The sequence below is a fragment of the Rugamonas rubra genome, assembly GCF_900114705.1.
In the GTDB taxonomy this organism is placed as follows: domain Bacteria; phylum Pseudomonadota; class Gammaproteobacteria; order Burkholderiales; family Burkholderiaceae_D; genus Rugamonas; species Rugamonas rubra.
Genome location: NZ_FOTW01000024.1, coordinates 1 through 24,300, shown reverse-complemented (window position 1 = coordinate 24,300; position 24,300 = coordinate 1). Strand labels below are relative to the sequence as shown.

16 protein-coding genes and 2 pseudogenes are annotated in these 24,300 nt (G+C 64.5%); 12 read left to right on the top strand and 6 right to left on the bottom strand.

Features of this window, described 5'->3' with window-relative positions; genetic code table 11:
* Positions 1–87 precede the first annotated feature (87 nt).
* The 5 genes from BM252_RS22860 to BM252_RS22840 all read left to right on the top strand — a co-directional run bounded on the left by BM252_RS22860 (position 88) and on the right by BM252_RS22840 (position 5,380).
* Positions 88–654: a DNA-3-methyladenine glycosylase I gene (locus tag BM252_RS22860; protein ID WP_093389988.1), complete on the top strand. Its 567-nt coding sequence runs from the start codon at positions 88–90 to the stop codon at positions 652–654.
* On the top strand, positions 651–2,414 hold the full coding sequence (mnmC1, locus tag BM252_RS22855) for an FAD-dependent 5-carboxymethylaminomethyl-2-thiouridine(34) oxidoreductase MnmC1 (protein ID WP_093389987.1): 1,764 nt from the start codon (positions 651–653) through the stop codon (positions 2,412–2,414). The genes BM252_RS22860 and mnmC1 overlap by 4 nt, the downstream gene beginning before the upstream one ends.
* 158 nt (positions 2,415–2,572) lie before the next feature.
* Positions 2,573–3,328: a sensor histidine kinase gene (locus BM252_RS22850; protein ID WP_093389986.1), complete on the top strand. Its 756-nt coding sequence runs from the start codon at positions 2,573–2,575 to the stop codon at positions 3,326–3,328.
* A 14-nt stretch (positions 3,329–3,342) separates the two neighbouring features.
* A complete protein-coding gene (locus BM252_RS22845) occupies positions 3,343–5,058 on the top strand; it encodes a response regulator (protein WP_093389985.1) in 1,716 nt (571 codons plus the stop codon).
* A 106-nt stretch (positions 5,059–5,164) separates the two neighbouring features.
* The gene (locus BM252_RS22840) at positions 5,165–5,380 is read left to right on the top strand and encodes a hypothetical protein (RefSeq protein WP_093389984.1); all 216 of its coding nucleotides are present in this window, start codon (positions 5,165–5,167) and stop codon (positions 5,378–5,380) included.
* 249 nt (positions 5,381–5,629) lie between these two features.
* Here the strand turns inward: BM252_RS22840 and BM252_RS22835 are convergent, their stop codons facing one another.
* The 5 genes from BM252_RS22835 to BM252_RS22820 form a co-directional block, all read right to left on the bottom strand.
* The gene (locus tag BM252_RS22835; protein ID WP_139236679.1) at positions 5,630–6,358 is read right to left on the bottom strand and encodes a PhaM family polyhydroxyalkanoate granule multifunctional regulatory protein; all 729 of its coding nucleotides are present in this window, start codon (positions 6,356–6,358) and stop codon (positions 5,630–5,632) included.
* Between the two features lie 1,423 nt (positions 6,359–7,781).
* Entirely contained in the window at positions 7,782–8,006 is a 225-nt protein-coding gene (locus tag BM252_RS30380) for a hypothetical protein (RefSeq protein ID WP_139236677.1), read from the bottom strand.
* Between the two features lie 110 nt (positions 8,007–8,116).
* The gene (gene tnpC, locus BM252_RS22830; RefSeq protein ID WP_245774397.1) at positions 8,117–9,574 is read right to left on the bottom strand and encodes an IS66 family transposase; all 1,458 of its coding nucleotides are present in this window, start codon (positions 9,572–9,574) and stop codon (positions 8,117–8,119) included.
* 587 nt (positions 9,575–10,161) lie between these two features.
* Positions 10,162–11,013 carry a DUF2971 domain-containing protein gene (locus tag BM252_RS22825; protein ID WP_139236675.1) on the bottom strand — a complete coding sequence of 284 codons (852 nt, stop codon included), beginning with the start codon at positions 11,011–11,013 and terminating at the stop codon, positions 10,162–10,164.
* 318 nt (positions 11,014–11,331) lie between these two features.
* Complete coding sequence (locus tag BM252_RS22820; RefSeq protein WP_093389982.1) at positions 11,332–11,532, bottom strand: hypothetical protein; 201 nt, start codon at positions 11,530–11,532, stop codon at positions 11,332–11,334.
* Positions 11,533–12,082: 550 nt separating this feature from the next.
* On the opposite strand from BM252_RS22820, the gene BM252_RS22815 reads away from it, so the two are divergent.
* The 7 genes and pseudogenes from BM252_RS22815 to BM252_RS22785 all read left to right on the top strand — a co-directional run bounded on the left by BM252_RS22815 (position 12,083) and on the right by BM252_RS22785 (position 23,801).
* The gene (locus tag BM252_RS22815) at positions 12,083–13,258 is read left to right on the top strand and encodes a DUF3108 domain-containing protein (RefSeq protein WP_245774396.1); all 1,176 of its coding nucleotides are present in this window, start codon (positions 12,083–12,085) and stop codon (positions 13,256–13,258) included.
* 4 nt (positions 13,259–13,262) lie between these two features.
* Entirely contained in the window at positions 13,263–14,036 is a 774-nt protein-coding gene (locus BM252_RS22810; protein WP_093389980.1) for a DUF3108 domain-containing protein, read from the top strand.
* 21 nt (positions 14,037–14,057) lie between these two features.
* Complete coding sequence (locus tag BM252_RS22805; RefSeq protein ID WP_093389979.1) at positions 14,058–15,068, top strand: LacI family DNA-binding transcriptional regulator; 1,011 nt, start codon at positions 14,058–14,060, stop codon at positions 15,066–15,068.
* Between the two features lie 294 nt (positions 15,069–15,362).
* Positions 15,363–18,497 (top strand): glycoside hydrolase family 3 N-terminal domain-containing protein, encoded by a 3,135-nt coding sequence (locus tag BM252_RS22800; RefSeq protein WP_093389978.1) that lies wholly within the window; start codon positions 15,363–15,365, stop codon positions 18,495–18,497.
* Between the two features lie 242 nt (positions 18,498–18,739).
* Positions 18,740–20,110, top strand: coding sequence for a hypothetical protein (locus tag BM252_RS22795; RefSeq protein ID WP_093389977.1), 1,371 nt, complete (start codon positions 18,740–18,742; stop codon positions 20,108–20,110).
* Positions 20,103–20,727: pseudogene (locus tag BM252_RS22790) on the top strand (hypothetical protein); the annotation flags it as partial. The gene BM252_RS22795 and the pseudogene BM252_RS22790, both read left to right, overlap by 8 nt.
* A 245-nt stretch (positions 20,728–20,972) precedes the next feature.
* Entirely contained in the window at positions 20,973–23,801 is a 2,829-nt protein-coding gene (locus BM252_RS22785) for an ATP-binding protein (RefSeq protein ID WP_093389976.1), read from the top strand.
* Between the two features lie 185 nt (positions 23,802–23,986).
* Here BM252_RS22785 and BM252_RS31180 read toward each other — a convergent pair.
* A pseudogene (locus BM252_RS31180) lies at positions 23,987–24,300 on the bottom strand (IS4 family transposase); the annotation flags it as partial.

Genomic DNA, 24,300 nt, shown 5'->3' with positions numbered 1-24,300 from the left:
GTACGGGGTCAGACCCCGACCGTGGCGGATCGGTGGGGGGTAGAAATAAATTATACTGGCTGTCTTTCGCGCCACGACTCGCCTGCCATGACACCTACCCGCTGCAACTGGGCCAACTCGGCCAATCCACGCTATGTCGACTACCACGACCACGAGTGGGGCGTGCCCTGCCACGACGAGCGCAAGCTGTTCGAGATGCTCAACCTGGAGGGCGCGCAGGCCGGTCTGAGCTGGGAGACCATCCTCAACAAGCGCGATACCTACCGCGCCGCCTTCGACGACTGGGACGCGGAAAAAATCGCCGTCTACGACGCCGACAAGGTGGCCGCGCTGCTGGCCGATGCCGGCATCGTGCGCAACCGGCTGAAGGTGGCTGCGGCCATCACCAACGCCCAGGCCTACCTGCGCCTGCGCGCCCAGGGGAGCAGCCTGGACCAGCTGCTGTGGGCCTATGTGGACGGCACGCCCATCGTCAATCCCGGCGCCGAGCGCATCGTCACCACCGCGCTGTCCGACCGCATCTCCAAGGACCTGGCCAAGCTGGGCTTCAAGTTCGTCGGCTCGACCATCATTTACGCCTACATGCAGGCCATCGGCATGGTCGACGACCACGCGCCGGACTGCTTCCGCCACCACTCGGCGCCACGCGCGTGAGCGGCCCGCACGTCGTCCTCGACACCGACTTCGGCCGGGGCGGGCAGTTCTTCCGCCTGTGGACCGAATGGCAGGCGGCGCCCGCGCGCGGCGCGCTGCACTACCTGGCCATCGCGCCGCGGCCGCCGGCCGCCGCCGACATCGCCCCGGCCCAGCTGCGCGCGCTGTGGCCGCCGCTGGTGCCCGGCCTGCACCGCATCCTGCTCGACGACGGCCGCGTCACGCTCGACCTGATGATCGGCTCGGCCGAGGCGCTGCTGCCGCAGATCGAGGCGCGCGTCGACGCCTTCCACGTGCCGGCCGTGGCGGCCGGCGTGCCGGCCATCCCCGCGCGCGCGCTGGCGCGGCTGGCGGTGCAGGGTGCCACGCTGTGGGCCGGCGCGCCGGACGAGGCGCAGGCCTGGGCTTTGCGCGCCGCCGGTTTCGCCTGCGAGGTGGTGCCGGATCCCACCGCCGGCATGGCGGCTGCCACCAGACCCGATGCCGATGCCGCGCCCGCCACCGCCGGCGCAGCGCCCGAGGCGACGGCGCCGCCGGACCTGCGCGGCGTCTACGCCAGCCGCAAGCCGCAAGCGGCGGCGCCGGCCGCGCCCGAGCGGCGCGCCATCGTCGTCGGCGCCGGCGTGGCCGGCTCGGCCGCCTGCGAGCGCCTGTGCGCGCACGGCTGGGACGTGACGCTGATCGAGCGCCACGCCGAACCGGCGCAGGAGGCGTCCGGCAACCTGGCCGGCATCTTCATGCCGCTGCTGTCGAAGGACGACAACATCCCGACCCGCCTGAGCCGCGCCGCCTTCCTGTTCGCGCTGCGCCAGTGGGTGCGGCTGGGCGGCGTCGGCCGTGCCTTCGCCGGCGCCAGCTGCGGCGTGCTGCAACTGGCGCGCGACGCCGGCCACGCCGCCGTGCAGCGCGAGGTGGTCGAGGCCTGGAACTATCCGACCGAGTACGTGCGCTGGCTCGACGCCGCCGCCGCCTCGGCCCGCCTCGGTTCGACCACACCGCACGGCGGCTGGCTGTTCGAGCAGGGCGGCTGGGCGCGCCCGTCCTCCTTGTGCGCCGCGCTGCTGGACGCCTGCGGCGCGCGCCTGCGCCGTGTCTTCCTGGCCGAGGCGCTGGACCTGCGGCGCGTCGACGGCCGGTGGCAGGTGCGCGACGCCGCCGGCGCGCTGGTGGCCGAGGCGCCCACCGTGGTGCTGGCCACCGGCGCCGGCGCGCGCGCGCTGGCGCAGTCGGCGCCGCTGCCGCTGCAGGCGCTGCGCGGCCAGGTCACCCACCTGGCCCCCGAGCGGGTGCCGGCGCAGTCGCTGGTGGTCTGCCGCGAGGCCTACATCACGCCGCCGTTCGAGGGCGTGATCTGCGCCGGCGCCACCTACGACGACGACGCCGACCCGGCGCTGCGCGCCGCCAGCCAGCAGGAGAACATGGCGCGGCTGGCCGAGATCCTGCCCGCCGTGCGGGTGGCCGACGCGCCGCTGGCCGGCCGCGTCGGCTTCCGCTGCGCCGCGCCGGACCGCCTGCCGCTGGCCGGCGCGCTGCCCGACTACCCGTCGGCCGGCCGCCTCGAGCGCCTGCGCGACGTGCCGCGCCACCCCGGCCTGCACTGCCTGCTGGGCTACGCCTCGCGCGGCATCATCTGGGCGCCGCTGATGGCCGAGCTGCTGGTGTCGCAGCTCGAGGGGCTGCCGGCGCCGCTGGAGGCCAACCTGGCCGCCGCCCTCGACCCGGGCCGCTTCCTGCTCAAGGAGCGCCGCCGCAGCCAGTGAGGCGCGCCCGCCAGGGGGGGCGTTGTTCCCGCGCCAAGCGGCGCTTGCGCAAGCGCAAAAGCGGCGCGGCGCTGTTGGCGACAGGATATAATTCGCCTCTGACTACCTTCCAAATCGCGCTAAGGGCGCTGCCGGATCGCCCGATGGAGAGCTGAACGATGGATGATCAAGCGGGTTCGCCCGAGCTGTACATGTTCCTGGCGTCGACCGTGCACGACATGAAGAACTCGATCAGCGTGCTCAGCGGCACGCTGGAAAACCTGCTGGCGGCCGCGCCGCCCGCCGCGCCGGCCGCCGCCGGCGACAACAGCGCCCCGCTCGACCCGCGCGACCCCGCCGCCGCCTACCCGCAGATGGCGCAGATGCTCTACCAGAGCAAGCGCCTGAACGACAACCTGATCCAGCTGCTGGCGCTGTACAAGGAGGTCGGCAAGCCGGCCTACCCGTTCGACGCGACGCCGCAGCAGATCGGCGAGCTGGTCGAGCAGGTCGCCTCGCAGAGCCGCATCCTGCTGCGGTCGCGCGGCATCGCCCTCGAACTCGACTTCCCCTCCGAGCTGATCTGGTGCTTCGACGAGGACCTGGTCATCGGCGTGCTGGTCCACGCCATCAACAACGCCATCCGCTACACGCGCGACCGCATCCGCCTGTCGGTCGGCGTCGACGGCGACTACCTCGAGGTGCGCGTGGCCGACAACGGCGACGGCTTCCCGCCGGCCATGCTGGAGGCCGGCGCGGCGGCCATGCAGGGCGGCGCCGGCAAGCTCAACTTCATCAACAACAGCAGCGGCCTCGGCCTGTACTTCTCCAGCGAGGTGGCGCGCATGCACAAGCACCGCCAGCGCCACGGCGGCATCGCGCTGGAGAACGGCGGCGCCCTGGGCGGCGGCTGCTTCGTGCTGCGCCTGCCTTGAACGGAGCACCTTTGATGACCGCCCACGCCCTCGATCCCGCCGCCACCGCCGTCGACGGCATCGACTGGGCCGAGAAACGCTACCTGCTGGTCGACGACTTCGTCGGCATCCGCCAACTGCTGCGCGAGTCGCTGCGCAACCTGGGCGCCAAGCACATCGACCAGGCCGCCAGCGGCGGCGAGGCCATGACCCTGCTCGGCAAGACCCGCTACGACGTCGTGCTGTGCGACTACAACCTGGGCGAGGGCAAGAACGGCCAGCAGGTGCTGGAGGAGGCGCGCATCAAGAACCTGGTGCTGCCCAGCAGCGTCTGGCTGATGGTGTCGGCCGAGAAGAGCGTCGAGTCGGTGATGGGCGCCGCCGAGCACCAGCCCGACGCCTACATCATCAAGCCGATCACCGAGGGCGTGCTGCTGACCCGGCTCAACCGGGTCTGGCACAAGAAGCAGATCTTCGCCGAGATCGACCACGCCTTCGCCGACAAGGACTACCTGCGCGCCGCCCGGCTGTGCGACGAGCAGATCGTCCACCACAAGCTGCACGAGATCGACCTGCTGCGCATGAAGGCCAACCTGCTGCTCAAGAGCGGCGAGCCGGAGCTGGCGCGCAAGGTGTTCGAGCGGGTGCTCGAGGAGCGCGAGTACAACTGGGCGCGCACCGGCCTGGGCAAGATCCGCATGAACAACGGCGAGCTGGAGGCGGCGCGCCAGATGTTCCAGGGCGTCATCTCGGAGAACCGCTTCTTCATCGACGCCTTCGACCAGCTGGCGCTGGCCTACCAGTTGATGGGCAAGACCGAGGAGTCCTGCGACGTGCTGGAGAAGGCCGCCAAGCTGTCGCCCAACTCGGTGCCGCGCCAGCGCGCGCTGGGCATCGCCGCCCTCAAGCTGGGCAACATCCCGCTGGCCGAGAAGGCCTTCCGCAAGTGCATCGAGATCGGCGAGTACTCGATCATGAAGACGGTCGACGCCTACTTCGGCCTGGCCCGCGTCTGCGGCCAGAAGAACGACAGCAAGGAGGCGGTGCGCCTGCTCAACGCGGCGGTGCGCGACTTCGCCGGCAACCAGGTCGAGCTGCGCGCCAAGATCACCGAGGGCCTGGTCTACCACGAGAGCGGCGACTACCGGCGCGCCCGCAAGTCCGGCGACGAGCTCGAACTGATGCTGGCCGACGAGAAGAAGCGGCCCGACACGCCGACCTGCATGGAAATGGCCACGCTGCTGTTCGCCGTCGGCGTCAAGGAGGCGCCGGTCGAGCTGCTGTGCTACCTGACGCGCAACAACCACGACAACCTGCCCCTGCTGGAGGACGTGCAGAAGGTGTTCGACAAGGCGCGCATGGGCGAGGAGGGCGGGGAGCTGATCAAGGCGGCGCGCAAGGAGGCCGCCGACATGATGAACAAGGGCGTGCTGTTGTGGAAGACCGGCAAGCTCGACGAGGCGGTCGAGTGGATGCGCGAGGCGCGCGCGGCGCTGCCCAACAACCTGCGCATCCTGTTCAACGCGGCGCAGATCCTGATCTCGCACATGCAGCAGCGCGGCTACGACATGGCGCTGGCCGACGAGGCCATCGGCGTGCTGATGCATGTCGACGGCATCGCCCCCGGCCAGCAGCGCTTCGCCCAATTGATGGAGCAACTGGCCCTGCTGGCGCCGGCGCCGGCGCCGGCCGAGGCGGCGCCGACGGCCCCGGCGGAGGCCGCCGCGACGCCGCCAACAGCGGCCGAATGATGGTTTAGCGCAACGGAACCTTGTTTCCGCGCGCCCGAATGATTACACTGGTCTATGGCGCCGACCGGTTCGGCGTCTTGGCCAGACTACGATAAGGATAAATAAGATGCGAGATATCGCCAAAGAAGTGTACGAAAAAATGCGCGTGGGCAGCGCCGCCTGGATCCGTCCGGTGGCCGCCAAGGGCGACACCCTGCCGGACTTCCAGTCCGCGCACGACAACGCCAAACAGCTGGCCGACGAAGGCCTGATCAGCATCGTCAAGGTGCAGCGCCAGGCCGACGGCCTGATCGACGCGATCCGCATCCAACGCCTGGCCTAAGCAGGCCGGCACGGCCCCGGCCCACGCGCCGGGGATACCAGACGTTCATCCCGCAGGTGGAGTGTCCCGTTTTTTTTCGCGCCGCGACAGCGCGAGGCCTCGTTACGCCCGTGCAAGGCGCCGATGGCCACAACAGTGCCAGCGGAGACGGGCCGACTGCGAGGGTCAGCCCCCCGCCTTGGCCCTAGGGTCAGACCCTAGGGTCTGACCCTGAAGTCGCACCGCTGGACAATGTGGCCGCGCCCTAACTCAGGCCTTGCCGGCCGTCGCGCGCTTGGCCGGCGCCTTCTTGGCGGCCGGCTTGGCCTCGGCCTCGGCCTTGAGCGCCGGCTTGTCCGCCGCCTTGGCGCTGACCGAGGCCGACGAGCCGCTGGCCGACGAGGCCGTCGCCGCCGGCGGTTTGCCGCCGGCGGCGACGACGAACTTGGCCGCCGTCTCGGTGGCGCGCGCCGTCGCGCCGGCCACCGCCTCCGGGCTCATCGCCGTCGACACGGCCTGCTTGAACTGGTCCTGCAGCAGGTTCCACCAGACGGCCGGGCTGCCCAGTTGCGCGGCGTCCGAGGCGTCGGCCGGCTTGGCGGCGGACGCGCCGCCGCTGGCCGGATTCGGCGCCGGTGCGGCCGCCGCCGGTGCCGGAGCGACTGCCGCTTCCGCTGCCTTCGGCGGCGTCACGCTGGGCTGCTGGAAGAAGGCCGACATATACGGGTTCGACTCGAACTTTGAGGTGTCGGCGCCCTGGTTGACGGCGGCGGCCAGGCTGGCGCCCACCGATTTGAGTGTGGCGATGGTGTTGCGTTGCACCTCCAGCGCCTGGATGCTGCCGCGCAGCATGCTCATGTTCAGGTTCAGCCACGCCTCGACGGCCTTCAGGTCGTTGATTTTCTTGTCCAGGTCGTCGACCGACAAGGTGGGCGCCGTCAGGCCGGGAACGCTCATGCTACCCCACAGGTTCTTGACGAAATCGAGTGTGTCCGTCATGACAGCGGCGCCTGGGATGTTGGGCATTTGCGGATTGGCCATGGGTAGTCTCCTGTGAGGTGAGCAAATAGCGTAGCAGATAAATCACGCCCCTTCAAAGAAATCCACGCTTTGTGCCGGCTCGGCCAAGGGCGACCAATTGACATGGAACAATGAAGTGTCAAAAAACGACGGCATGGCGCTCGCCATGCTCCTTTCCCGACGCTGCAGCTTGCCAGTGTGCCGCGCGTGTTCCCTTTGCGCAGGCCCCGTCGGGCGCGAGGCGACTTCACGAAATGAAGTAGCAATAAATATTTCATTTGTGATGTTTGGATAGATTGCCGCCAGAAAATGTCGGTTAGCATGCCTTACGGTTAATAGTTAAACGAGTAAGTATTAATTTTATTGCACTTATTTTGATAGCGACCTGATCCCATTCTGTCTTCCTGGTCAGGCCGCCCAGCACGACTAGACCAGCAGTCCGTCTCGGCGCCACTGGCGCCGGCCTTCCGAAGTGGTAGGGTGAAGTCAGCTTGGCTACAGGGACTCTTGCACTCACAAAATGGCGATGCTCGACATGATACCTGATGTCAAATTCCACTGGAAACGGCATAGAACCGAAATTAATCACTGAACTTCGGCGGCGCATCCGCCCGTCCGTCTCGACCTTATTGTTGGGATAGCTTACGCTCGGCTCTTGAACGTTAACCGGAATTGTTCTGGACTATTGGTCTTTCGTCTTACACCGGAACTCTAACGTGGCGGAGCCTGGGCTACCCAGCGCTGGAAGTTTAATTTGAGTGTTTACGATATCTAAATTCTTACTTTGCTTCCCGCAGAACTCAGTTGCCTCTTGAGAAATCTCTGCATATACGGCCGTAGGCGCGCCGAAACCGACTTGTAAGCTAGTCTTGGAGATGAGATATCCGTCACCGCCAGCCTTAATTACGCCAGTCGATGCGCAGCCTGTAAGTGTAGTAATAATTGCGGCTACTAAAGCAGTCTTCTTAATTGACATTAATATCTTTCTCGGTTGGAGTTGTTACGGCCTGAATTTCCGGCGTGGCCAACGAATTAACGGGACTTCCCCGTCCAGAGCCAGCGGCTTGAGCGCCGTCACGAAATTTTTTTTGAAGCAGTTAGTCCGGCGTCAAAATCGGCGTTAGCAGGAGAGCTCATCAAGGAAATCGGTAAAAGAATGGTAATAATTATTTTACGCATCGAGATAATGTTCGCAATGCAAATGTGAGTAAATATATTCTTCTAAAATATTGAATTTCAGAACGCTAAGTGTCCACTCTCACCAAATTTAAAAAAATGTGCCATCACTGAGGCCGCACGCGATGGTCGCTGTGAACTTGGCTTGACGCGCTCACTTAGATTACATCGATCTTCAGCGTGGAGATGCGTATAACCGATGAGGTTGACGAAAAACTATCGGCAATTAAATGGTTTGTAAGTGCAATTCGTAAAAATTGAGCACCGTATCATGCGTTACATCCTTCCGAATCAATCGAATTATTTGACTCAGCTTTCCCGCATCGTCCTTGACACAAGAATATGGTACGGGAATTTCAATTCCATGGATATTTGTAACTAAAAATTCTCCCTCACTATCATTCTTACGAATTGGCGAGACGGCGGCCAATATTCCTTCAATAGCTTCCATGCATTACCTCCACTAAAAATCAATATTTCTATGTTGGCATCATATCACCAATGACATCATTTGCCAGAAATGTTCTTCTTTTTAATGTAAATATCTTGTTTGGTAACTGTTCAGCCGCTACGCGGCAGGCATGATCGGATCGTCAATAAATGCACGGCGTAATACTTCAAGCATGCAGTGGCCTTGCCTGCGCAGGTGTCAAGGCAGGAGCGGATGGTGCAGAAATTGCTGGCGCCCATTACGGCGCGGAAGCAGCCTGAGATTTTCTGTTTGACCTTCGGCATGCGCACGGCACGTTCGGCAATATTGTTCGAAAACGGGACAGCGGGATCGGAGATGAAACGCAGGATGGCATCTGCATGCAGCCGGAATCGGTGCAACAAGTTGTGAGCCTCGGACTGTTTGCCGGGCTTGCCATTCGGTTTGAGGATGACGGGATGAAGTTGCTCGCCTTCGCGCGCGATATCGTCGTAGACGGCAGCGAAGGCGGCGATGGTGTCGGCGTCAAGCGGCTGCTGTTTTTGTCGCGCAGCCACAGACAGCCGCTGGGCGTTGAGCAGCATTTCGGCCAAGGCGGTTGGCCAGCTTTGGTCGGTCAATTGCTGCACATAGACCAGTTCGCGCAGCAGGTTGGCATTGCACAGCGCATGCAGGCCATCGTCGAGTTTCCAGTAAGGAGCCCAGCAATCATGCACCAGAACGCCGATACGTTTGGGCAAGATGCCATGCGCGGCCATGGCGTCCACACCGCGCTTTTCGTGCAGGCCATACCAGGTCAGCGTGGCGGTGGCCGCCACATGCATCCAACGCAGTTTTCCGTCCACGCGCAGGCCCGACTCATCGGCACAGAGCACCGGGGCGTGATGCAACTGGTGGGCGATCACATCGGCCGTGCCCTGCAAGGCGGCGCTGGCCTTGCCGACCCAGGCCAGCAGCGTTGCCGGCGATACTGGCAAACCATACAACTCGGAAATCAGTTCGGCGGCGCGCGCGTAAGGCAGCATTTGACCTTGCGTCAGGTGCACGCCCAGCGCCCGCACGTTCGGGCCGTACTGCACCATCTCGGTTACTTCAGTAGGAAACGCGCTGTCGTGCCGCAGGCCGCAGGAACACGCCACCGTGTAGGTGCGGTGTTCGATCACATCGAAGGCGCTGGTCGGCACATCGAACACCTGGCGGCGTTCCAGTACTTGCGCTTGAGCCAGCGGCAAGGCGCTGTGGCAGCGGCTGCATTGTCCCGGCAATGGATGGTCCTGCGTCGCGGTCGGCTCTGCCACCCGCTCGAGCGTTTTGCCTTGATGCCCGGGCTGGCCGCCCACTTTTTTGCCGGACTTGCCACGCAGCGAACTGGTCTTCGGCGGCTTTTTAGCCAGCCCGTCGGACGATGGCGGTTTGCTCGAATTATCGCTGTTTTTGGCCAACTGGCGCTCCAACTTTTCCACCTTCGCCGTCAGGGTGAAAACCTGCACCAACAAGCCGTCGATCGTATCCATCAGGTGCACGATCAGTTTGTCCTTTTCCGCTTCGGGCAGCGTGGACAGGCCGGGACGGGGCAGTTTCGGTGGCATCCCGGCATGATGGACAACTATCCGCCTTTCGTTTACAACAGCTTTCTGGTTCTGGTCGACTCACTCAGGCTGAATAGTTACAATTTTTCTAGCTATTTGAAACTGTTCAGTGGATCAGCGGAGACTTTCTTCAAGAAGCACAAATCTGTCAACTCCATTTGGATCGCCTTTTTGGACAATCCCTTTTCCATAAGTCGTATAACCTCAGTACGGAAAAAGATCATTCGAGCAAACTTGTTGTTCTTTTGAGCTGAATATGGCCCTTGTGCTAATTTGTACAGATCATCTGCGTCACTGATCAATAGAGCGTTAACTCCTGCGATCTTAATGATATCGTACTGGTAGCTTGCTAGTACTAGCATCGAATAGCAATCCGTGGTAGTCTCAGTTATCCTGTTTAAGTCCTCCGTGGCACGAATAATTTCAGCTTTGGAAGCGGTATTTAAATCGACTGCAGATACTCTTAAGGAGACTAAAGTTATAATCGAAGCAGTGATCAGTTTAAATTTTGTATTCATTTTTCTTGTTATGTTCGGTCTAACATGAGTCGAAGCCGCGCTAAAAAATAGGGGGATCCAGAAGCTTCCTCAAATTTCGATTGGAAACGCCATAGAGCCTCTCTGAAAATCTTTCCTGACCAACTGATATTTGTGATTTGGTGGCTCAACAACATAAATTGGAATGGCCAGACCTGCACTATCAATAGACCGGATGACATCCCGTACACACCTCTCCGTAATTCGACTCCCGAGGGTCACGCTTTCAATAGCAGACTTATCAAAGGCGTAGAAACCTGCCCCACGGGAATCGGTTAAAAGGTGCAGGTCCTTTGACGGTAAATATGCATTTTGCTGTTTAATCGCTATCTGCTCAGATTCACTCATGGGGCGTTTAACTACTCGCCATTCTGTCTCGTACTTCCAACATTCCGCCTTCATTAGGAGAGCCTTTTGCAAGATGGTGTTATGGTCATCTTGTGGGCGCAGAATTACAGGGAACTCAGAAACGTATTCTATCTTGAGTGCCATTCGAAAGATATCGATGTCCCTTCGGAATCCCACACAGATTCCCTTATGCTGCTTCGCGTAGTGAGACCACATGAGCATACTATTCCAGTGCTCTGTCAAACAAAGTATCCCCACACTATCGAGCTCAGTGTCATCGCGATCAATACTTGGAAGTTTTAGGCGTCTCTGCACCTGATTGACCTTGAGCATCCGTTTTGCTGGTGACCAATGTGGCTGCTCCGTCCTGAATTTTTTCAAAAGCCATTTCGTCCCTACATCAGATTGGTCAACTTGGAAGGCCGAACGAGAATCGTAAGGATCATTGAACGAGGTCCGACTTGCGAACAGCATCGACTCTCCATTCATCAAGCGAGGCAACCAATCTTCTACCGGATAGTATTTATACAAAATGGGTGGTGCGATTACTTTCAAGAAACACCTCTTGGAGTGATAAGCCGAAATCCAGCAATCCACAGTGAAAAATACTTAATTCCGCGGCTTATACCATATCGTTGTGCATAAATCAGCCAAGTCCATCGCGCAGTGCGCGTAGGGTTTCGACTGCGGCATGAACTTTTTTCGTAACTGTTCAGCCGCTACGTGGCAGGCATGATCGGATCGCCAATAAATGCACGGCGTAATACTTCAAGCATGCTGTGGCCTTGCTTGGGCGTTGTTGCATAAATAGTTGCTAACTCATTGATATTTATTGATTTTCTCAAAAACAAGGCAATGAGACATCCTTTAAAATCAATGGGTTAGCGATTTATGCAACAACGCCCCTTGCTTGCTGTTCTTGGTCAACTGGAGCGCCAGCTTTTCCACCTTCGCCGTCAGGGTGAAAACCTGCGCCAACAAGCGGTCGATCATATCCATCAGGTGCACGATCAGCTTGTCCTTCTCCGTTTCGGGCAGCGTGGACAGGTCGGGACGGGGTAGTTTCGGTGGCATCCCGGCATGATGGACTATCCGCCTTTCGTTTACAACAGCTTTCTGGTTCTGGTCGACTCACTCAGGCTGAATAGTTACGCTTAAATTTAGGATTCGATCGGCATCAACCTGCTCAGCGGCACGTTGAATCTGCAGCGCGACGACAATAGCAGCGCCCCGAGATCGTGTTGTCGGTCATGCCGCGAATCGTGCGCAACATCCGCCGGCCTGACTTGAACTGGGCCGAGACTGGAGTTCGCGCCGCAGACCCCGCAGGTGATGGACGCTGTCGACCACCTGAACGAGGGTGTCGAGCAGGGGGGGGCGGTGGCATGTTGCTGAACATTAAGCTCAACGGTAGGCCAACCCCGTCATCGTCACGGCGACCGTGCTGAGCAAGTAGGCGGCGACATGGCAACCATGGCAATGATTGCCGATCCTTGAGGCGTCCACGCCGGCAGTTTGTCGCCCGGCGCCGGGTGCTGGCGCTGGCCGTCTTCATACCTGCTTCAGGTGGATACCTTACACTAGCGGCATGACGCTCGCCTCCCTCCTTTCCCAACGCAGTCGGATGCTGTTTTTATGTGCAGCCACGGCTGGTCTGCACTATCTGGCCATCGATTGGGTGGGCGGCCGCCTCGGTCCGTTGGACAGCCGCCGGCCGACCGGCCAGGCGCTGGTGACGGCCCAGTTGCGCCTCGCCCTGCCGCAGCGCGCGCCGTCGGCGCCGCTGCCGGAGGTGGCACCGCTGGCGCCGAGCGCCATCAAGCGCGTGCGCAAGGCCGCGCCCAAGCCGGCCGCCGCCGCGCCGCAGCCGGCAGCGGCCGAGGTGCCGGCGGAGACGGCGCCGCCATCCGAGACGGCGCCAGTCGCTGCCGGTGCCGCCGACAGCGCCGCCGCGCCGTCGGCGCCCGCCACGGCAGCCGCAGCCGCCACGGTCGCCGTACCGGCCGCCCAGCAGCAGGCCGGCGCCGCCCCGGCGCAATCCCCTGTACCATCCGCCCCGGCGGCCGCCGACATGGCCGACAAACGTGTTGCCTTGCCGGAGGCCGCGCCGCCCGGCATGCGCCGCTACAAGGTCAACCTGCCGCCGTCGGCCGATTTCGAGCTCGACGTCAAGCGGGTCGACGCCAACGGCACCACCTGGAGCGGCGTGGCCGTCATGGCCTGGCACAGCGACGGCACCCGCTACAAGCTCAACGTCGAGGCCGGCCTGAGCATGCTGGTCACCCGCATCAACCTGCTGGTGCTGAGCAGCGAGGGCATGATCGACGACTACGGCATCGCCCCCGTCACGGCCACCGAGAAGGTGCGCGGCCGTTCGCAAACGGCGACCCACTTCAACCGCGACGAGGGCCGCATCACCTTCTCGGCGTCCGAGCGCAGCTACCCGCTGCTGGTCGGCACGCAGGACAAGGCGACGGTGCCGTTCCAGCTGGGCGGCATCGGCCGCGCCGACCACAGGCAGTTCGGCGGCGACATCGACCTGCAGGTCGGCGAGGACAAGGATGCCAACATCTTCCGTTTCCAGCTGGTCGGCGAGGAGGAGCTGGAGACGCGCATGGGCAAGCTGAGCACCTGGCACCTGACGCGGCCGCCCCGGCCCGGCACTTACTCCTCGCGCATCGACATCTGGCTGGCACCGGGACTGAGCTGGTATCCGGTACAGATCCGCAACACCGAAGCGAGCGGCGCGCTCACCACGCAGACCGTCTCAAAAATCACCGTCATCGAATCTGGACATTAAACCTATGCGCACCACAGCACTCCCACACCGCCTGGCCGCCGCCGCGCTGCTCCTGGCCGCCCTGGCACCGGCCTTGGCCGCCGCCGCCCCGGCCGCCACTGCCGAGCACCCGGTGCACAAGCGCGCCTTCAACCTGCCGCCCTCGGTCGACCTGAACTACACCATCCGCGCCCGCCAGCACGGCCTGACCATCAACGGCGACGCCCAGGTGCATTGGCAGGCCGGCGAGGGCAGGTACAGCATCGCCACCGAAAGCCGCGCCTCACTGTTCGGCAAGATCCTGGAAAACCGCAGCGAGGGCGCCATCGACGACTACGGCATCGCCCCGGCCACCTTCTACGAGAAGCGCTTCCGCAAGGACGGCAACACCACCAGCTTCAAGCGCGACACCAAGACCATCAGCTTCAGCGAGGGCGACGAGAGCTACCCGCTCAAGGGCGGCGAGCAGGACCGCACCAGCGCGCCGTGGCAGCTGCTGGCCATCGCCCGCGCCGCGCCGGACAAGTTCAAGCCCGGCAGCGAGTGGTCGTTCTTCGTCGCCGGCCGGCGCGACGCCGAGGCCTGGACCTTCAAGGTGCTCAAGAACGAGAGCGTGCAGACCGGGCAGGGCGAGGTCAACGCCGTCCACCTGGTCAAGGCACCGCCACCGGACGCCCAGGGCCAGCAGGTCGACCTGTGGCTGGCGCCGTCGCTCGACTGGCTGCCGGTGCGCATCCGCTTCAACGACGCCGACGGCGACTACGTCGACCAGGTGCTCGACAAGCTGACCAAAAAATAGGCGGCCGCCGCGACCCCGAATATGGCCACCATCCGCACCGTCGCCGAGCACGCCGGCGTTTCGACCGCGACTGTGTCGCGCGTCATGAACACGCCGCAGCAGGTGAGCGAGCGCACCCGTGCGCGCGTCGAAACGGCGATGCGCGAGCTCAATTTTTCCCGCAATAGTGTCGCCGCCTCGCTGGTCACGCGCCGTTCCGATTGCATCGGCTTGATCGTCGGCGGCTTGTCCGGCGCGTTCTTCGCGCCGCTGGTCAACATCGTCGAGGAAACCGTGAGCGCCGCCGGCAGCTATTTGATCGTCAGCTGCGGCAAGGACAGTCCCGAGGAAGTGCTGGCTGCGCTGCAGTTTTTGCGCCAGCGCCAATGCGACGCGATCATCTTGTTCCCCGGAGAGTTGCCCGACGCCGCCCTGTCTGCCTTGCTGCGCGAGCAGGCCAACGTGGTGGTGATCCACCGCAGCGTCGCCGGCTTCGAAGACCGCTGCGTGCAGGTGGACAACGCCGCCGGCGCCCGTCTGGCGGCGCGCCACCTGCTCGACTGCGGCCACCGCGACATTGGCGTCATCAGCGGTCCGGCCACCAATCCGGAAAGCGTGCAACGCCTGGCCGCCTTCGCCGACACGCTGGCCGGCGCCGACGTGCCGCTGGACCCGGCGTTGGTGTTCGCCGGCGACTTCCGGCTCGCCTCGGGCCGGCAGGGCATGGCCGCGTTGCTGGCCGGCGGCAAGCCGCTCAGCGCCGTCTTCTGCTTGAGTGACCAGATGGCCTTCGGCGCCCTCGATTATTGCCGCGCCGTGGGCGTCGCCGTGCCGGAGCGCCTGTCGCTGCTGGGATTCGACGACGTCGAATTCGCCGAACTGATGCACCCAAGACTGACCACGGTCAGACAGCCGATCGACCTGCTGGCGCGCACCGCCGTCGAGATCGCCCTGCGCTTGAGCCGCTTGAGCCCATCAGGCGCCCCGTCCTGCCCGCAGGCGCTGCTGACGCCGCAACTGATACTGCGCGATTCCGTGCGCCGCCTGGCCTGAGCGGCGCCGCGCCCCGGCGCCTATTTCCCACCGCCATCAGCTGCTTTCTTTAAGAAATATTTCGCCATCTTCGGCCCCCTCCGCGGGCTGTCAGCGCTTGCATTATTTGTGAAGATTTACTACAAACGATGAAATATTATTATCTTTTGCGGCAATCTTGTTAAATAATGTAAACGCTTACATTGGCTCTCCGGGGCTTGGATAGCAATGCTGGGCGCGACGTTGGCGCCGGACGCCGGGTCATGCAACACCAGGCGAAATGCCGGCCTCTGTAATAAAAAAACAGGAGACGCAATGACATTCACACCACGTATCTTCCACCGTGCGGCCATCGCCTGCGCACTGGGCAGCGGCATACTGAGCGGCTGCGGCAGCGGCAGCGATAGCAGTCCGCCCCCTTCCAACCAGCTGCTGGCCGAATCCGTGTTCGGTCAGAAGGAACTCAAGGATTTCCCGCGCATCAAGAGCGACATCCCCCAGGACGGCGCCACCGAACAGGCCATCACCGGCATCCTCGCCAGCATGACGCTGGCGCAGAAGGTCGGCCAGATGACCCAGGCCGAAATCAAGAGCATCACGCCCGACGAGGTGCGGCAGTACTACATCGGCTCCGTGCTCAACGGCGGCGGCTCCTTCCCCAACAACGACAAGCACGCCAGCCCGGCCGACTGGGTCGGGCTGGCCGACAGCTACTGGCGCGCCTCCATGGCGACCGACGCCGCCACCAAGATTCCGGTGATCTGGGGCACGGATGCGGTGCACGGACACGGCAATGTGTTCGGCGCCACCCTGTTCCCGCACAATATCGGCCTGGGCGCGGCCAACGATCCCGCGCTGGTGCGCCGCATCGGCCTGGCCGTCGCCGCCCAGGTGGCCGCCACCGGCATCGACTGGACCTTCGCGCCGACGCTGGCGGTGGTGCGCGACGACCGCTGGGGCCGCAGTTACGAGGGCTATTCCGAGGACTCGGCCATCGTCGCCAGATATGGCCGCGAAATGGTCAAGGGCCTGCAGGGCGACTTCAATGACGGCGCGCCCACCGTCATCGCCACCGCCAAGCACTTCATGGGCGACGGCGGCACCGACCTGGGCAAGGACCAGGGCGTCAACATGTCCAGCCGCAGCGAGATGATCAACGTGCATGGCCAGGGCTACTACACGGCGCTGGGCGCCGGCGCGCAGACGGTGATGGCCTCGTTCAACAGCTGGACCAACGAGAGCCTCGGCATCCAGATCGGCAAAATGCACGGCAGCAAGGAGATGCTGACCGATACGCTGAAAACCAAGATGGGCTTCGACGGCTTCGTCATCGGCGACTGGAACGGCCACGCCCAAGTGCCGGGCTGCAGCGACGGCAGTTGCCCGCAGGCGATCAACGCCGGGGTCGACATGATCATGGTGCCGGACCAATGGAAGGCCTTCATCGCCAACACCATCGCCTCGGTCAACAAGGGCGAAATCCCGCTGGCCCGCATCGACGACGCGGTCAGGCGCATCCTGCGCGTGAAAATGCGCGCCGGGATCTTCCGCGCCAAGGCGCCGCTGGCGCGCGCCCACGCCGCCGACGCGGCCCAGTTGCAGCACCGCGAGCTGGCGCGCGAGGCGGTGCAGAAGTCGCTCGTCCTGCTGAAGAACGAGCAGCAGATCCTGCCGCTCAAGCGCGGCGAGAAGATCCTGGTGGTCGGCAAGAGCGCCGACAACATCCCGAACCAGACCGGCGGCTGGTCGCTGACCTGGCAGGGCACCACCAACACCAACGCCGACTTCCCCAACGCCGACAGCATCCTGAGCGGCATCAAGGCAGCCGCCGGCGCCGGCAACGTGGTGTTTAGCGAGACAGGGGCGGGTGTCAACCTGGCCGGCTACAAGGCGGTGATCGCGGTGATCGGCGAAACGCCGTATGCCGAGGGCGTCGGCGACATCGGCAAGACCGGCACGCTGGAGCACGCGCGCCGCTATCCGGAGGATCTGGCGGTGCTGAACGCTGTCGGCGGCAAGGGCGTGCCGGTGGTGACCGTGCTGGTGACGGGCCGCGCGGTGTGGACCAACAAGGAGCTGAACCGTTCCGACGCCTTCGTCGTCGCCTGGCTGCCCGGCACCGAAGGCAAGGGTGTGGCCGACGTGCTGTTCCGCAAGGCCAACGGCGACATCGACCACGATATGGGCGGCAAGCTGTCCTTCTCATGGCCGAAGAGCGCCTGCCAGACCCCGCTCAACAAGGGCGCCGCCAACTACGATCCCCTGTTCGCCTACGGCTACGGGCTAAGCTACAAGGACACGGTCAAGGTCGCCAAGCTGGACGAAACCACGCCCGTGCTCGGCTGCGCCCAGGACCCTGGCAGCGGCGGCGTCGCCACCGTCGACCTGGAAGTGTTCAACTCGGCCGACAAACCGCCCTACACGCTGCGTATCGGCGACCCGAGCAACTGGTCGAAGCCGCTCGGCGCCGACCTGAACGCCACCATCACGCTGCCCAACCTGAAGGCCGAGACCACCCAGGTCAACGTCCAGCAGGACGGCCGCAAGATCACCTGGACCGGCGCCGGCCAGTTCTACTCGCAGGCGGGCGAGCCCGCCGACCGCCAGCCCTACCTGAACGCCAACGCCGCCCTGGTGTTCGACACCATCGTCGGCCGCGCCCCGGCCGGGACGGTGAAAATGCGGGTCGACTGCAAATACCCCTGCATCGGCGAGCTCGACGGCACCCGCCTGTTCACCGGCCTGCCGTTCAACACCAAGCGCACGGTGAAGATTCCGCTGGCCTGCTTCGCCGCCAAGGGGACCGACTTCGCGCTGGTCGACACGCCCTTCCTGGTCTACACCGAGAAGGCCTTCACCGCCTCCTTCGCCAACATCCGTTGGGTGCCGGGCGCCGCCAAGGACGCCGACGCGCAGACCTGTGAATCGATGGGGCCGGGGCCGGCCGTGTTCGGCCCGCCCGTCCCCGGTCCGCTGTTCGGCCTGTTCAACAATGGTCTGCTGAGCGCCGACCTGGCCTTCAGCACCTACTCCACCAACGGCAGCCACACCAGCATGGCGGTGCAGCCGGACGGCACGCTCAAGCTGGGTTTTGCCGCCGACGGCGGCGACGGCCTGCTGATGGTGACGGGCACGCCGCTCAATCTGAGCAACTTCGCCGCCGGCACGCTGCAGTTCGACATCAACGTGGCCAGCTACGGCGCCAACGCCGCCGGGCTGGCCGTGAAGATGGAGAGTCCCGGCACCAACTGCAACTCGGGCGACTATCTGTTCGGCCGGCCCGCGCCCGGCGCCTGGACGCCGGTCACGGTCAAGGTCAGCGACCTGATCGGCGGCGCCACCTCCTGCTTCGACCTGCGCAACGTCGGCATGCCCTTCGGCACGCTGCCGAAATGGGGCGACCAGCAGGGCGTCCAATACTCGCTGCGCAATATCCGCCTGGTCCAGTAGGCCGCGTCGGTAGGGGGGACGGGCGTCGGACGGCGCCCGTCTTGCCGCGCATTTTCCGTCCATCTTGGCGCGGCCGGGTGTTTCCACCCGGCCGCGTGCTCGTTAGGCGACGCCATCGTTGCCGCGCCTGATATACTGACGCCCCCGCGAAGCAGATGCGGACCGCGCGCCCGAGGGGCGGCGCCGTTGCCATCTTCACCACAGTCGCGTTGCGTACAGAATGGCAGAGAATGATTGACATAATGGCAAGTGCGGCTGCGGCCGCGGAAGCACCGAACATCGAACACGACCACCACGACTCACTGCAAGCCCACTTTCAGCCGAACGTGTCGGCCGACGAAATCGAACAGGTCTTCCATCTGAAGCGGGCCCAGCCCCTGCTGCAGGTGTTCACCACGCTGTTCCACGGCGGTTTCGACGGCGTGCTGGTGCGCCTGCTGGTGCTGCGCGAGCTGGCCTCCGACGCCTCGACGTCGGCCTTTTCGCGCGCCGACATCAACACCCGCCTGGCCTATCTGCTGCCGGAGAGCCTGGAGACGGTGCTGGTGCGGCTGCGCTCGAACCAGCTGCTGGCCTGGGACGCCCAACAAGCCGTCTACCGCGTCACGCCGATGGCGCGCAACGTGCTGTCGGCCATCGACAGCCTGCTGGCGCTGGGCCAGAGCGCCGACGAGGCCGAGATGGGCTTCCTGCTGTCGCAGGTGGCCGGCGCCCAGGCCATCGGCGGCGTCTCGGTCGAGCAGTTGCAGCATTTGCTGGGCCGCCTGAACGACCTGACAGAGGAGTTCGCCGACGCCATCGCCTCCGGTTCCGAGTTCCTGCTGCGCGCCTCGCAGGCCAAGTGGCACATGGCCTGCGACTGGGTCGAGAAGGGCTCGGAGATCCTGCGCGCCATCACCAGCGACGAGAACGCCGACGGCGCCACCCACCGCGCCGCCCAGGCCATCGGCCGCGCCCAGAGCGCGCTGCTGAACATGCAGGGCATGTTCTCGCGCGCCCTCAACCAGATCGAGCGCCAGCGCGTCCACCTCGGCCAGTCCGGCCTGTCGACCACCGACATCAAGCGCTGGCTGCTGCTGCACGAGGACCTGGCCTCGCTGGCCGACGGCGCCATCGACCAGCCGGTGGTGCCGCTGTTCATCACCCCGGCCGAAATGATCGACGTCGCCGAGACCGAGCTGCTGGCCGACCGCGCCTCCGGCGTGGTGTCCGGCGGCCTGCCCACCGGCACCGACGCGCCGACCACCATCAACGACGGCCCGGCGATGCAAAAGGAGCTCGACGATTGGCTGGCCCGCCTGTCCGACTTCGCCACGCTCGGCAACTTCCCCAGCATCGCCGCCGAGTCGCCCCGTTCGATCCCGATCCAGGACTCGCTGCTGCCGGCCAGCTTCGCCATCGCCTCCTACCGCGCCTCCATGCTGCCGCTGCTGGGCGACGCCTCCGAGGCCAGCCTGCAGGGCGCCACCGCCGATCTGGCGCGCCTGCCGATCACCTTTACGCCGACCGACGAAATGGTCCAGCTGCTAGACCCGCATGTGGCTGCCATGTCGATCGCTTCGCTTTCACTTTCACTTTCTTTAGACTCGGAAAGCGGCCCGGCCGATGAATGACGATTCCCAAATCCTGATTGCGCGTCTGTTGACGCACCAAACCCTGCGCCGCGACGACAAGCTGGTCAAGCGCGTGCTGTCCGACGAGCTGTTCCGCGCCGAGGTCGACGCCCGTTTGCTGGCCACCGGCCTCAAGCTGCTCGACAACGTCTACGCCGACCACGTCACGCTGGCGCTGACGCGCGCCATCGAGCCGAAGATCTTCGGCGCGCGCGACATCTGGCAGAACAACAACTTCGGCCTGGCGCGCGACGGCGTCGCCCTGCTGGTGGTGCTGTGGGCGCAGATCATCCTGCCCAAGCGCGAGCGGCAGGAGACCCACCAGCACGTCGGCGACGACCAGAACGACATGTTCGGCATCGAGAAACCGCTGCCGCGCGCCGAGGACACCTCGATCGGCATCGCCTACAAGGCGCTGCTGGCCGACTTCGGCGACAAGCTGGGCAAGAAGACGCGGATGGACATGAACCTCGGCATCCTGGCCAAGCTCGGCTTCATCGAGCGGCGCGGCGACATCATCGTCGAAGGCCCGCTGCTGGACCTGATGATGGACACCGACATGCTCAAGGAGCGCATCATCAACGGCGCCCTGGCCGACGTGTTCAAGCGCGCCCCGGCGCGCATCATCCCGGTGCCGCGCCGCGCGCCGCCGACGCCCACGCTGGAGGAGACGCTCAGCGAGGAGGCCGCCGCCGAGGCGGCCGCCACCCCTGACGTCGCCGCCGACACCGCGCCGCCGGCGCCAGCCCTGCCGTCCGGCGCCGCCGCCGAATCGCACGACGCCGCCTTCGCCGCCGCCGCCGCCGCACCCGATGACAGCGCCGCCGCGCCGTCCGCCGACACCCCTACCCGAGACTGAGCCATGTTCCACATCAAATCACTAGAACTGGTCCATTGGGATTATTGGCAGCGGATCAAGAACATCCCGCTCGACGCCAAGATCATCACGATCGCCGGCCAAAACGGCTCCGGCAAGACCACCCTGCTCGACGCGCTGCGCACCCTGTTCGGCCTGGACTGCTCGATGGGTCGCACCTACAAACACTACGCGCGCCACTCCGGCCAGCAGACCGCCTGGCTGCGCGCCGTGGTCGACAACAAGAACGTCGGCAAGCAGCTGTCCAACCGTCCCTTCCGCAGCTCCGGCTTCTTCAGCGACGACGAGGTCACGCTGTTCTGCCAGATCCAAAAGAACGGCGGCGACTGGAAGCGCCAGTACCTGATGCGACCGGGCAACGTGCAGATCGAGGAAGTCACCGACGCCAACGACTGGCTCGGCGTGGAGAACTACCGCAAGCGCCTGGCCAACGCCGGCCTGTCGCCGGCCATGGCCAAGGTGCTGGCGCTGGAGCAGGGCGAGACCGACAAGCTGTGCGAATACGCGCCGCGCCAGCTGCTCGACCTGGTGTTCCAGGTGTTCGGCGACAAGGAGGTGCTCGACGCCTACGACGAGGCCAAGCGCCACCAGCGCGACACCGAGACCGAGTTGAAGCGTTTCGAGACCGAGCTGGAGGCGTCGAAGACCAACCTGGAGGGCCTGCGCCTGCGCGTGGCCAACTACCACCAGTGGGAAGACCTGAACAAGGAACGCCGCAACCTGCAAGAGGAAGTGGCGCCCTCGCTGGAATACCACGAGGCGCGTGAAAAGCACGCCATGTTGAGCCGCCAGCTGCGCGACGCCCGCAAGCCGCTGGCCCAGGCCGACCAGCAGCTGGTCGACAAGCGCAACGCCGTCGCCGCGCAGGCCAAGGCGATGACCGAGGCGCAGCAGCACGAGACCGTGCTGGAACAGGAATCGACCGCGCTGCAAAGCCGGCTGAACCTGATCAACGGCAAACTCAAGCCGCTCGACAGCCTGCTCGAACAGAAGGCCCGCCTGCAAAAGCTGGCGGCCGACTCCGGCGCCGACATCGCCGAGGTGGCGCAGCAGCTGGAGGAGAAGGAAACCGAGCTGACCCGCCAGCGCCAGGCGCGCGAAGCGCTGGCCACCCGCATCGCCGGCGAACAGGCCACCATCGCCGCCCTGCAGGGCAAGACGGCGATGCCGGAGCCGGACAATGTGCGCGGAATGCGCCGCGCCCTGCGCGACGCCAACATCGGCCACGTCATGCTGTCCGACATCATCGACGTGACGGACGCCCGCTGGCAGGGCGCCGTCGAGGGCGTGCTGGCCGGCTTCGCCTCGGTGGTCCTGCTCGACAAGTCCGGCGACGCGCCGGCCGCCTACCGCCTGGCCGAGAAGGAGCGCTACCGCCACTTCATCGTGCCGGACCTGGTGTCGGCGCCGTCGTCGTCCGACGACAGCCTGCTGTCGGTGGTGAAGTTCAGCGCCAAGGTGCCGGCCTGGCTGGTCGAACAGCTGCAGCGCATCAGCCGGGTCGACTCGGTCGAGCAGGGCTTCAAGCTGGGCAACCACGCCGAATGGATCACCCCCGAGGCCTACCACCGCGAACGTCGCGGCGGCCGCTCGCTGTTCGTCGAGGCCTCGCGTTACCGCTTCGGCACCGCCGGCCGCAGCCAGCGCATGGACGCGATCATGAAGGGCCTGCCGGCGCTGGAGGCGCAGGAGGACAAGCTGACGCTGACCATCAGCAAACTGGCCGGCGAAGTCGGCGCGCTGAAGGGCCGCATCGCCGGCGTCGACGCCGCCAAGGAACTGGCCGCGCGCCAGGCCGAGTTCGACGAGGCGGCGCGCAACGCCGTGCCGTTGAAGGAGGAACGCATCGAGGTCGGCACCCGCCTGGGCGAGCTGCAAACCCTGACCAAGAACGCCACCGTGGCGCGCACCCGCACCGACACGGTGTGGCAGAACGCCCGCTTTGCCCTGTCCGAGGCCGAAGCCGGCCTGCGCCTGGGCCACAAGCGCCAACTGGAGCAGCGCAGCGAGCACGCCCGCGCGCTGCTGGCGCTGCGCCGCACCTGGCGCCACCTGCCCAAGGCATGGCGCCGGCCGGCACGGCGCACGGCGCTGGTGCGCGAACACCAGAACGCGCACCAGGTCGCGCTGCGCATCCATAGCCTGGAGGCGAGCCTGTCGCGCAGCGACTGGGAACTCGACGCCACGGTGATCGACCAGTACGAACGGCTGAACGAGCAGCTGCACGGCCGCCAGTCGGAGACCGAGGAGCGGCGCTACCAGAACAACCGCGCCATCGAGGCCACCGGCAACGCGCGCGGCGCCTACATCGAACGGCTGCGCTACACCGTCAAGACCTACAGCAAAAACATCAAGGAGCTCGGCGAGCTGGCCGGCATCGAGGTGCACGCCGACCCGGTGCGGCTGGAGAACGACGACACCCAGCTGTCCCAGGCCGGGCTGCACGTGCGCTTCAAGTTCGACGGCAAGGGCATCATCGGCATGAACGACGGCGAAGCGTCCGGCGGCCAGCAGGTGATGAAGTCCTTGGTGCTGCTGATTGGTTTGCTCAAGTCCGAAGACGGCTCCGGCGGCTTCGTCTTCATCGACGAACCGTTTGCCCACCTGGACATCCGCAACATCCAGCTGGTCGGCGAGTTCCTCAAGAACACCGAGGCGCAGTACCTGATGACGACGCCGCTGACCCACAACACCGACGTCTACGACCCTTCCGAGCTGACCCTGATCACCAGCAAGAAGAAGAAAGACACCGAGTGGGCGCAGCCGATCTTCGTGCTGCAGCGGCGCGCCAGCGACGTCGCCAAGGTGGCATAGACACCGCCGTTGCTTCGCACAAAACAAAAAACCCGGCTCGCCTGAGCCGGTTTTTTTTTGCCCAAACGAACCACCGCACCGCCGGGGTCAGTGCCGACATTCGGACATTCATGCCGTGAATGTCCGAATGTCGGCACTGACCCCGATGTTTCACGAATGTCGGCACTGACCCTAATGCCGTTGACTTAAGCTTTTGACTTCTTGTATGGGTAGCGCTGTGCCTTTGATTTGACGACCCGGTCAAAATGACGGCCGGGTCGTTTGACAGTCAGTTCTGTGACTAGCCTTTGCCGCATTCTTTGTAGTAGGGAAGGCAGCTTGCCATAGGCGCGAGTCGCGGCGGCCCATGTTAGTTCGTATTGAATGATGTGAAATGCACGGACGAAGCTGATGTCGGTGGGGTTGCATTGAGCGTCGGCGGCGACGTTGGCCATTTCAAGGCGCACCAGGTTGTAGGCGATGCACGCGCCCCAGATCTCCTGGTTGATCCCCTCGACGG